Here is a 9755-nt window from a genome sequence, read left to right on the forward strand (position 1 = left end):
GGCGACACCATGTTGCAAGCAGTCTCGACGTCGTCCACCACTGCCGCAACTGCGGGCCAGGAGGCCACGCCCGACCTGCGCAGCACGGCAGACACCTGGCTCAAGCAACTGCCGCAGTGGGCGCCGGAGTTGCAGCGCGCAGCCATCTGGCAACTGGGGGCAGACGGCGAGATGCACGCCAAGGCCTTGGCCGGCCTGCCCACGTTGGCAGATGCGGCCCAGCTCAAGCCGATCACGCCGCCAGCAGCCACGGCCGGCCAGGGTCGTGGCCCGTTGATTGCGCGCCACGACGGTGTGGCGCGTATCGATTTCCCCGTGCCCCTGCCCGAGGGCGGCGGCCTGCTGGTCTGCCTGGCACTAGCCGATGTGCCGTCGCTGGACACGCAGCAACTCATGCGCCAATTGCACTGGGGCGTGGCCTGGCTGCTACGCGCAGGCGACCAACAAACCCAGCAGATGCAACTGGCGCGGCTGGAGCGCGCGCGCTTCGTGATCGACACCCATGCGCTGTTGTTCGATCAGTCCGAACCGCAAGCCGCCGCCTTGGCGCTGGTCGACATGTTGGCGTTGCGCTTTCATGCCACGCTGGTGCAGATGGCGGTAGTGAGGAACCTGCAGACAAAACTTTTCGCACGCAGCAACACCGCCTCGTTTGATCCGCGCACGCATATCTCTCGCCTGGCTGAAGCGGCCATGAACGAAGCTCTGGACGAACGCGCTCTGCTGGTGTGGCCTCCGGTTGACGAAACGTCTTCGCAGAGCGCCGCCATGCCCTCTTTGCCCTCGTCTCTGCCCGCTGCGGCACTGGCCGACTATGCCTACGAGCAAAAAGCCGGTGGCCTGGCCGTGCTGCCACTCATCCACCAGGATACCGTCACCGCAGTGCTGATGCTGGAACGCGGTACGCCGTTCACTGCCATTGAGTGTGAGGCGCTAGAGATCGCGGCGCTCACCATGGCACCGATCTTTGCGTTGCAAGAACTGGCCGCTCAAGGCCCAGGCGAACGCTTGCTTCGCCAGATGCGCAGTACCGCCAAGACCGCCACAGATGCATCTCACCCCGCGTTGAAACTCGGTGTGCTCGCGCTTGCCCTGGTCTTGGCAGCCGCAGCGCTGATACCCGTGCCTCAACGGGTCATGGCCCACGCGCTGATTGAAGGTGAGATCCAGCGTGCTGCGGTTGCACCGTTTGCGGGCTACGTGCGATTGGCACCGGCCCGTGCGGGTGACACTGTGAGCGCAGGGCAAATGCTGGCCACGCTGGACGATAAAGACCTGCGGCTGGACCGGCTGCGCCTCGAATCTGAGCTAGAGGTTTCGTTGCGCAAGGAACGTGAGGCCATCGCAGCAAGTAATCGCGTCGAAACCCGCCTGGCGGCAGCGCAGAGCGGCAGCACGCGCGCGCAACTCGATCTGGTGCTAGAAAAACTAGAACGCATACGCATCACTGCGCCGCAAGCCGGCGTCATCATCAAAGGGGATTTGTCGCAACAGATCGGCGCACCGGTAGAGCAAGGCAAAGTGCTGTTCGAGGTAGCGCCGCTGGACAACTGGCGCGTGGTGCTGGAAGTAGACGAGCGCGACACCGCTCTGGTGCAAGTTGGCCAAACCGGGCGCATTGTGCTGACCACGCTGCCGGGCCACGCGTTTGATTTCACGGTGCGCCGGGTGACGGCGGTGGCCTCGGCCAAAGACGGGCGCAACTACTTCCGCGTCGAAGCCAAAATCACCCAGCCCGACCCGCGCCTTCGTCCGGGGTTAGAGGGTGTGGCGAAGATTGATACCGGCGAGAACGCCGCGCTGCGGGTGTGGACGCGCCACTTCCGTCAGTGGCTGCGCATTACGCTCTGGGAGCATTTGCCATGAGCGTCGCACTGCTCTCGGACCAATGGCATCGCGTAGCCAGCCTGCACCCGCGCCTGGTGCCACATGCGCGCGTGCACCGCCATGTGCTGCGGGGCGTGGTGTGGCACGTGCTTGAAGATGTGGGCGGAGCGCGGCAGCACCGACTGAACGCAGCGGCGTACAAAGTGCTGCGCATGCTCGACGGTCAGCATTCCCTCGACCAAATCTGGCAGCGGCTGAGCCGAGAGATCAATGAAGATACCCCCAGTCAGGACGACGTGCTGCAACTGGTTGGCCAACTGAACGCTCAGGACTTGCTGGTGGTCGACGCCTCGCCCGATGCTGCTGAACTGTTGGTGCGCCACGAGCGGCAGCAGCAGCAACAGCGGCGGCAATCCATCGGCAACCCGATGTCGATCAAGATACCGCTGTGGGACCCAGACCTGTTCCTGCGCCGCATGCTGGGGGTGATGCCCGCAGTACCTGCATTGCTGGTGTGGAGCTTCTGGCTTGCCACGGTGGGCGCCGCCTTGGTTTTGGTCCCGGAGCATTGGCCCGATCTCAGTCGCAATTTTGGCGAGCAGATGTTGGCCGCCAATAACCTGATCATCGTGGCCTTGGTCTACCCGCTGCTGAAACTCGCGCACGAAATGGCGCACGGCATAGCAGTGGTACGGCGTGGCGGCGAAGTGCACGAGATGGGGCTGATGCTGCTGATGTTCTACCCGTCGCCCTATGTTGACGCGTCTGCGTCGAACGCGTTTGCCAGCCGCTGGGCACGGGTGCGTGTTGCGGCAGCGGGCATGCTCGTCGAGCTTTGGATTGCCGCCGCTGCGTTCTTCGTGTGGATGGCGATCGAGCCCGGCTTTTGGCGTTCGGTGTTGTACAACCTGATGGTGCTGGGCAGCCTGAGCACGGTGCTGTTCAACGGCAATCCGCTGCTGCGCTTTGACGGTTATTTCATGCTGGCCGACGCCATCGGCGTGCCCAACCTGGCACAACGCGCCACGGCGTTCTGGCAGTTTTTGATGCGCCGCTTTGTGCTGGGCGCACGCGGTGCCAAGATCCCGCAAGGCAGTCTTTATGAACTCCGTTGGCTCGCCATCTACGCGCCCTTGGCCTTGGTGTACCGCCTCACGGTCAGCTTTGGTATTGCCTGGTTTGTCGCGCAACAATACTTCTTCATCGGCGTGCTTCTGGCTGCGTGGACGCTGGCCACCAGTGTGGTGTGGCCGCTAGGCAAGGGCTTGGTGACGCTATGGTCTTCGCCGCTGTTTGCGGCGCGGCCTTGGCGAGCCTGGGGCGCGGTACTGGGTGGACTGGGTTTGGCCTTGGTGCTGCTGTTGGCGGTGCCGCTGCCGCGCCACATCCGCGTGCAAGGCATTGCCTGGTTGCCGGAAGAAGCCATTCTGCGCGCGCGTGCCGATGGTTTTGTGCAGACCATCTCGACCCATGAGGGTGCCGTGGTGCAGCCCGGCGATATGGTTGTGGCCACACACAACGCCGATCTGCTGGCCAAGGTGGCCGAACACGAGAGCCGCCTGGCGTTGGCTCAGGCCAAGTTTGACGCGGCTCTGGTCAACCAACCTGCACTGGCAGCGCGGCTACAGGAAGAGGTGAACGCTGAACAGGCGGCACTGGCGCGCGCCCAAGCAGACGTGGCCGACCTGCAATTGCGCGCAGGTGTGGCCGGCACCGTTCGGCTGGACCAAGCGCAGGACTTGCCGGGTCGCTTCGTCAAGCGTGGCGACATGCTGGGTTATGTGCTGGGGGCTGCGGTGCCGATGGTGCGGGTGGCCATGACCCAAGCAGAGGCCGAGCTTGATCTCCAGGACCTGCGCTCCATCGAGGTTCGCATGGCCGGGAACGAGGAGCACGTGCACATCGGCCGGGTCGGGCGCACAACGCCGCAAGCCAGCCATACCTTGCCCAGCGCGGCCCTCAGCGCCACCGGCGGCGGCAAGTTCGCCACAGACCCGCGCGACGAAACGGGCGCCACAGCCATGGAAACGGCCTTTCAATTTGACATTGAAACGCCCGGCACCCCAACGCTCGGGGCCATCGGCACGCGCGCTTACGTCGCGCTGGAGCAAACGCCCGAAGCCATCGGTTGGCGCTGGTGGCGTCAGGCGCGCAGGCTCTTCCTGGCGCATTTGAACGTCTAGCACCATGTCGCTCTCCAGAATGCCCCCTCCTTTGGCCCTGGCCCGTAGCGGCAGCGCCTACCCCGAGCGGGCCGATCTGCGGGAAGGCGCCGTCGACCGTTGGGCCCGCAGTTGCTGGCAAAAACTGGAGGCACTGGATCGGCAAGATCAGACGCTGAAACACCGGGTGGCTTTGGCCGTGGGCATGGTCAGTGAGATGCGGCTCTTGGGCGATGCCGATTTGCTCACCCGGCTACACCGCAGCGCACACCGTTGCTGGACCGATCTGGTCCATTTACCCGAGGCGCTGGCGTGTGTACGTGAGCTCTGTCGGCGTAGCTTGCAGATGGAGCCCTACCCGGCCCAGTTGCTGGGGGCAGCGGGCCTGCTCACCGGAAGGTTGGTTGAGATGCAGACGGGCGAAGGAAAATCGCTCACCGCAGCGCTCGCTGCCACGCTGGCCGCCAGCGGCGGCATTCCGGTGCATGTGGTCACTGTGAACGACTACCTGGCAGAGCGCGATGCTGACGAAATGGCCCCGTTGTTTGAACGTGCCGGACTGAGCGTGGGCGCCATCATCACCGGCATGTCACTCGACCAGCGGCGCCGCGCCTACGCCCAGCACATTTGTTATTGCACCGGTAAGGAATTGGTCTTCGATTACCTGAAAGATCGCGCCAACTTTGGCGCAGACGTGAGCGCCTCACGCCAACGCCTTTCTCGCTGGGTTTCACACGACGCTGCTGGCCAGGCGCTATTGCGCGGACTGCATTTCGCCATCGTTGACGAAGCCGACAGCATCTTCATCGACGAAGCCCGCACCCCGCTCATTCTGGCGGTCAAGCTCGGACCAGAAGGCGCCGGGGCCCACTTCGCCCAAGCGCTTCAATTGGCGGCGCAGCTGCGCTTGAACGAGCACTATCAACTTCAGCCGCGCGAACGCGCCGTTCACCTCACGGTACTGGGCCGCCAAACCATCACCCAAGCCAGTCTGCTGCTCGCCGGAACATCGGGTAACGAATGGGCTGTGCGCATCACCAGAGAGCACTGGGTTGTGCAAGCACTGCGGGCGCTGCACCTCTTCATCAAAGACCGGCACTACGTCGTACGCGCTGGCAAGGTCGAGATCGTCGATGAGAACACTGGCCGTGTGCTCGAAGGCCGAACCTGGGAGCAAGGACTGCATCAGATGATCGAAACCAAAGAAGGCTGCGCCTTGTCAGACCGCGCGAAGACCATGTCACGCATCACCTACCAACGGTTTTTTGCACGCTACCTGCGGCTCTCCGGCATGACCGGCACCGCACGCGAAGTACGCCGCGAAATCCGCGCTTGTTATGGGCTGCGTACCTTGGTGGTACCCACTCATCGCCCTTCGGCTCGCGTGCGCTGGTCAGATATCGTGGTGTCAAATACCTCCGAAAAATGGCAGCGTATCGGGCTTGAGGTTCGCGAGCTTTTAGCGCAGCAGCGCGCTGTGTTGGTCGGCACGGGTTCAGTCGAAGCCTCCGAAGCCTTGTCGAAAGTTCTCAACACGCTAGGCATCACGCATCGGGTACTCAATGCGCAACAAGATGCCGCCGAAGCAGAACTGGTGCGCAGTGCAGGCCTTGCAGGCACGGTGACCGTGGCCACCAATATGGCGGGTCGAGGCACAGACATCAAGCTGCCGGCTGAAGTGCTGAAGTCTGGCGGACTGCATGTCATCTTGAGTGAACACCACGAATCCAGCCGCGTGGACCGACAGCTTTTTGGCCGAGCCGGACGGCAAGGCGACAAGGGCAGCACGCAATGCATCGTCGCCCTCGACGACGACCTGCTTACGCATTTCGCCCCCGCCATGACCGAGTTGGCGCAACGTCTGCACTCGCCCGTGGTTCGTCATCTTGTTTTTAAATGGGCTCGTACGGTCGCGCAATATCGCGCTGAACGGCAGCATCGCAACGCGCGTCGAGAGGCACTACGCATGGACGACCAACTCGCAGATCTGATGTCGATGTCGGGACGCTTATGAAAATGGGCCCACAAACGTACATGCGTTTTTTGGTTCCGATTTCTCTCGCGCTGCTGTCGGTCGCCGTGCATGCAGCAGACACTGTACCCTGCCTGATTGAGCCAGCCCAAAAGCTCTCGATCCGCAGTACTGTCACGGCGCAAATTGTCGACATCCCGATCGACCGAGGCTCCATCATTCGCAAAGGCCAACCTCTCGTGATACTTGATGCCTCTGTCGAAAAGGCTGCGTTAGACGCGGCGAAATACCGTGCGGTGATGCAAGGCAACATTACAGCGGCCGAAGCACGGTTAGCCCACTTGAAGGAGAAGTTGCGACGCCGAGAAGAACTGGTCAAAGAGAAGTTCGTGTCCAGTCAAGACAGAGACGACACGCTAGCCGAGTCACGCGTTGCTGAAGCTGACCTGCTGGAAGCGCGCGACAACCGCGAGTTGGCACGATTGGATGCCCAGCGACTGGCAGCCGAGCTGGGCAGGCGAAGCATCAACAGCCCGGTCAACGGCGTGGTCACAGAGCGCCTTCAGCACCCAGGCGAAATGGCCCAAGCTGGTGAAAGCGCGGGGGCGATCCTCAAACTTGCGCAAACCGACCCGGCACGTGTGGAGGTTGTTCTTCCAGTGGCCATGTATGGCCGCGTAAAAACAGGGGACGTTGTCGATGTCAAACCGGAGTCGCCCTTCACCGGCTTGTATAAAGCGACCGTGCGGGTGGTGGACCCTGTCGTGGATTCGGCTAGTGGCACCTTTGGTGTGCGACTAGAATTTGCCAACCCTTCAGGTAAAACGCCTTTAGGTGTGCGCTGCACTGCGGCGTTTTAGCCTCGGTCATTCGAGCGGCCGTACTTCAGCATTGAAGTCGTTGGTAGCCGCCCCCGCTAAAGAGCAACAGTTCTGCTTAGCTCTGTCCGGTTTCAAATCGAATTGCGACAGGCAAAGCAAAACGCCCCAGTCCTTTGGGGACTGGGGCGTTTCTAGATAATAGCCTGACGATGACCTACTTTCACACGGGAACCCGCACTATCATCGGCGCGGAGTCGTTTCACTGTCCTGTTCGGGATGGGAAGGAGTGGGACCAACTCGCTATGGTCATCAGGCATAACTGTTTGCTGCTCTGACACATGTCAGGACAGCGAATTCATAGAGATTTAATCAGCACCGGGTTAGCTTTTGCAGCATACCGGTTGGTATTTTGAATGCGTCAACTTGGCATAACACCTTGATCTGACGATCAAAGTTATAGGGTCAAGCCGCACGAGCAATTAGTATCAGTTAGCTTAACGCATTACTGCGCTTCCACACCTGACCTATCAACGTCCTGGTCTTGAACGACTCTTTAGGGGGCTCAAGGCCCCGGCAGATCTCATCTTGAAACGAGTTTCCCGCTTAGATGCTTTCAGCGGTTATCTCTTCCACACTTAGCTACTCGGCAATGCCACTGGCGTGACAACCGATACACCAGAGGTGTGTCCACTCCGGTCCTCTCGTACTAGGAGCAGGCTTCCTCAAATCTGCAGCGCCCACGGAAGATAGGGACCAAACTGTCTCACGACGTTTTAAACCCAGCTCACGTACCTCTTTAAATGGCGAACAGCCATACCCTTGGGACCGGCTACAGCCCCAGGATGAGATGAGCCGACATCGAGGTGCCAAACACCGCCGTCGATATGAACTCTTGGGCGGTATCAGCCTGTTATCCCCAGAGTACCTTTTATCCGTTGAGCGATGGCCCTTCCATACAGAACCACCGGATCACTATGTCCTGCTTTCGCATCTGCTCGACTTGTCAGTCTCGCAGTTAAGCACGCTTATGCCATTGCACTATCGTCACGATGTCCGACCGTAACTAGCGTACCTTCGAACTCCTCCGTTACGCTTTGGGAGGAGACCGCCCCAGTCAAACTGCCTACCATGCACTGTCCCCGATCCAGATAATGGACCTAGGTTAGAACCTCAAACACACCAGGGTGGTATTTCAACGTTGGCTCCATGTGATCTAGCGACCACACTTCAAAGCCTCCCACCTATCCTACACAGATCTGTTCAAAGTCCAATACAAAGCTACAGTAAAGGTTCATGGGGTCTTTCCGTCTTTCCGCGGGGAGATTGCATCATCACAAACATTTCAACTTCGCTGAGTCTCAGGAGGAGACAGTGTGGCCATCGTTACGCCATTCGTGCAGGTCGGAACTTACCCGACAAGGAATTTCGCTACCTTAGGACCGTTATAGTTACGGCCGCCGTTTACTGGGACTTCAATCAAGAGCTTGCACCCCATCATTTAATCTTCCAGCACCGGGCAGGCGTCACACCCTATACGTCCACTTTCGTGTTTGCAGAGTGCTGTGTTTTTAATAAACAGTCGCAGCCACCGATTTTTTGCAACCTCATTGGGCTCCATCCGCGAGGGACTTCACCTACTAAAGGCACACCTTCTTCCGAAGTTACGGTGTCAATTTGCCGAGTTCCTTCTCCTGAGTTCTCTCAAGCGCCTTAGAATACTCATCTCGCGCACCAGTGTCGGTTTGCGGTACGGTCGTGTGTAGCTGAAGCTTAGTGGCTTTTCCTGGAAGCAGGGTATCACTCACTTCGGCTGCAAGCAGCCTCGTTATCACCCCTCATCTAAGCCCGGCGGATTTGCCTACCAGGCATGACTACAGGCTTGAACCAACATATCCAACAGTTGGCTGAGCTAACCTTCTCCGTCCCCACATCGCACTACACATCGGTACAGGAATATTGACCTGTTTCCCATCAACTACGCATCTCTGCCTCGCCTTAGGGGCCGACTCACTCTACGCCGATGAACGTTGCGTAGAAAACCTTGCGCTTACGGCGAGGGGGCTTTTCACCCCCTTTAACGCTACTCATGTCAGCATTCGCACTTCTGATACCTCCAGCACGCTTTACAACGCACCTTCACAGGCTTACAGAACGCTCTCCTACCACTTGCAATAAATTGCAAATCCGCAGCTTCGGTAACTGGCTTAGCCCCGTTACATCTTCCGCGCAGGACGACTCGATCAGTGAGCTATTACGCTTTCTTTAAATGATGGCTGCTTCTAAGCCAACATCCTGACTGTTTTAGCCTTCCCACTTCGTTTCCCACTTAGCCAATTTTAGGGACCTTAGCTGGCGGTCTGGGTTGTTTCCCTCTTGAGTCCGGACGTTAGCACCCGGTGCTCTGTCTCCCAAGCTGTACTCGTCGGTATTCGGAGTTTGCATTGGTTTGGTAAGTCGCCATGACCCCCTAGCCAAAACAGTGCTCTACCCCCGACGGTAATACTTGAGGCACTACCTAAATAGTTTTCGGAGAGAACCAGCTATTTCCAAGTTTGTTTAGCCTTTCACCCCTATCCACAGCTCATCCGCTAGTTTTGCAACACTAGTCGGTTCGGACCTCCAGTACCTGTTACGGCACCTTCATCCTGGCCATGGATAGCTCACTTGGTTTCGGGTCTACACCCAGCGACTAAGACGCCCTGTTCGGACTCGGTTTCCCTACGCCTTCCCTATTCGGTTAAGCTTGCCACTGAATGTAAGTCGCTGACCCATTATACAAAAGGTACGCAGTCACCCTTGCGGGCTCCTACTTTTTGTAAGCATGCGGTTTCAGGATCTATTTCACTCCCCTCCCGGGGTTCTTTTCGCCTTTCCCTCACGGTACTAGTTCACTATCGGTCAATGATGAGTATTTAGCCTTGGAGGATGGTCCCCCCATATTCAGACAGGATTTCTCGTGTCCCGCCCTACTTT

The 9755-nt window shown here is 59.3% G+C and carries 4 protein-coding genes and 2 rRNA genes (1 of these 6 only partly in view); 4 read left to right on the plus strand and 2 right to left on the minus strand.

What is annotated here, in order from left to right; all coding sequences use genetic code 11:
• Positions 1-9 precede the first annotated feature (9 nt).
• From ACPWMG_RS17865 to ACPWMG_RS17880, 4 genes are read left to right on the plus strand one after another with little or no spacing between them, the layout of a single operon-like run.
• A complete protein-coding gene (locus tag ACPWMG_RS17865) occupies positions 10-1866 on the plus strand; it encodes a hypothetical protein (RefSeq protein WP_483300834.1) in 1857 nt (618 codons plus the stop codon).
• The gene (locus ACPWMG_RS17870) at positions 1863-4010 is read left to right on the plus strand and encodes a PqqD family peptide modification chaperone (protein ID WP_483300835.1); all 2148 of its coding nucleotides are present in this window, start codon (positions 1863-1865) and stop codon (positions 4008-4010) included. Before ACPWMG_RS17865 ends, ACPWMG_RS17870 begins: the two co-directional genes overlap by 4 nt.
• Positions 4011-4014: 4 nt before the next feature.
• Positions 4015-6003 (plus strand): preprotein translocase subunit SecA, encoded by a 1989-nt coding sequence (locus ACPWMG_RS17875; RefSeq protein ID WP_483300836.1) that lies wholly within the window; start codon positions 4015-4017, stop codon positions 6001-6003.
• Between the two features lie 20 nt (positions 6004-6023).
• Positions 6024-6821 (plus strand): efflux RND transporter periplasmic adaptor subunit, encoded by a 798-nt coding sequence (locus ACPWMG_RS17880; RefSeq protein WP_483300837.1) that lies wholly within the window; start codon positions 6024-6026, stop codon positions 6819-6821.
• A 162-nt stretch (positions 6822-6983) separates the two neighbouring features.
• Here the strand turns inward: ACPWMG_RS17880 and rrf are convergent.
• Both rrf and ACPWMG_RS17890 read right to left on the minus strand, forming a co-directional pair.
• Positions 6984-7096, minus strand: a 5S ribosomal RNA gene (rrf, locus tag ACPWMG_RS17885).
• A gap of 144 nt (positions 7097-7240) precedes the next feature.
• A 23S ribosomal RNA gene (locus ACPWMG_RS17890) occupies positions 7241-9755 on the minus strand; it runs 364 nt beyond the window's last position.

It is taken from the genome of Hydrophilobacter chitinilyticus (assembly GCF_049860745.1).
In the GTDB taxonomy this organism is placed as follows: Bacteria; Pseudomonadota; Gammaproteobacteria; order Burkholderiales; family Burkholderiaceae_C; genus Rhodoferax_B.